Genomic DNA, 1836 nt, shown 5'->3' on the forward strand with positions numbered 1-1836 from the left:
CAAAAACGAGCAGGTAGAAATAATGTTTACCTGTCACAAGTCCTTACGGGGCAAGGGGCTTCGTAATCTTGCCCTGAGGCAAATAATCCTGTTTGGCGGTAGCGTGCATTGAAGTTGAATAGGTTACTTGGAGCTCGCCATAACAAAGGTATCAAGGTGACGCGTTTGACTCGGCGGTTTTGGTTTGAAGTTTAGTGGGTTTGGTGAGTTCATCGTGGCGCACCTTATCCCAGGCGTTATGCACCTAGAGCCAAGTGCAGTGATGGTTGATGATTCATCGCTCATTTCCATGAATTCTTAGGCCATTCGTTCAGCGAAAGGCTGCCAGAAGGTTCCGAGAACAGCTGGTTTTATTGCCCTTTTCTGCCTTTTACTCAGGCAATTCAACACTGAGTTATCAATGTTACTCTGCTCTTAAAGGGCAGTTGCTTGTCTTTAGCAATTGTTCGGTGCAGCAGCCAATCGAGTCAGCATTAGGTTGTCATGTAAGTTGGTTTGGCTCAAATTGTTGAAAGTAAATCGGAATTATCAGAGTCTGCGCTTGTTGTCTGTATGTCGCAAATTCATCATACGTGGAAGGGCTTTCGGCCAAGAATGATCGAATCAATGGATTGAGTTGCAAAACAATCAAGGTGATGCATTACACTCGGCAGTTTTGGTTTGAAGTTCGGTGTGCTTGGCTGGTTCAGAGTTAGCACACCTTATTGTAGGCGTTAGGCATTTATCTATGGTTAAGAAGTTACAACTAAGTTCAAGCATTACAGTGTTGTACAAGTGTTTTTTGATTCCACTTCTATTATTGGCATTGCCAATTTTGTGGTTGGTGCAAGTGTACGTGATGCTTACTGATGATGGATTTTCAGGAAATTATTCGATTGTTGAGCTTACTTTAGGCTTGATGTTTTTAGTTTTAATAACAAGCATCTACCTAAAAATCAAAAAGGTTTTGTTATTGGAAGGTGGATTTTTAGTTACGGGTTTCAAATCTAAAAAATTTATCCCTTTTGAACAAGTTAAATCAATTCATGGTTCTATTCTTTTATATCCGGAGTTAATCCTGATGAAAGTAAACGATGAAGATTTGGGCAAATATGTAATCTTCATACCTAAGCTCAGGCTTACAGTTTTGCAGCTATTCACTATCAATCCTGTTGTGAAAGAGCTAAGAGCATTTATAACGAATTAATTAAAGCACAATTTACGCTTGATATGCCGAACAAAGGCATCAAGGTGACTTGTTACACTCGGCAGTTTTGGTGTGGAGTTTGGTGCACTTGGTGGGTTAGTCGTGGCGCACCTTATGCCCGGCGTTATGGCCTAAAAGCACAGGCAACGTGGTTTTCGCTTCAAGGTTTGCGGGTCAAGCTTAGCGGCTATCAAGCCGATCTTCTCAGGCGATATAACTGAACGCTTGTCGGTATAACGAACTGTGAGATTGTCGGGCTTTGTCCGCAGCACGCTTGATTTTCCAGTTCTCGTTGTCAGAAATCCCAGAAATATCATCGAAAGTAAGTTATCAAATTTTGGCTAAAGGCTAACAAATTTCAGTCTTCATAAATCTCCCGAAGCTCTCGATTTATATCAGTTGGTAAAGAGTGATTCTTTCTTCATTAGCTGTTAATCCAATTTCTCTGAAAACTACCTGCACAAAATCCATTCCAAAAAGACTATGTCGTTAATATTTAAGGCCAAAATTGAGCGATTTCAAACTTATACATTTTGTTTGTTGTATGATGCGTTAATCATATGGCAGGTAAATACAGGGCAAGATCATGAAGAGCCCTTATTTTACAAGGCTTCCAGAGAGGTTGCTTTTTTAGAATAGGCTTCATTTTT

At 40.4% G+C, this 1836-nt stretch carries 1 protein-coding gene; it reads left to right on the forward strand.

All coding sequences use genetic code 11. From position 1 onward, the window contains the following. Window positions 1-727: 727 nt before the first annotated feature. Window positions 728-1186, forward strand: a complete 459-nt coding sequence (locus tag Q0852_RS23510) for a hypothetical protein (protein WP_299022841.1) — start codon at window positions 728-730, stop codon at window positions 1184-1186. The last annotated feature ends 650 nt before the right edge of the window (window positions 1187-1836 follow it).

The sequence above is a fragment of the uncultured Photobacterium sp. genome (assembly GCF_947502415.1).
Lineage (GTDB): Bacteria > Pseudomonadota > Gammaproteobacteria > Enterobacterales > Vibrionaceae > Photobacterium.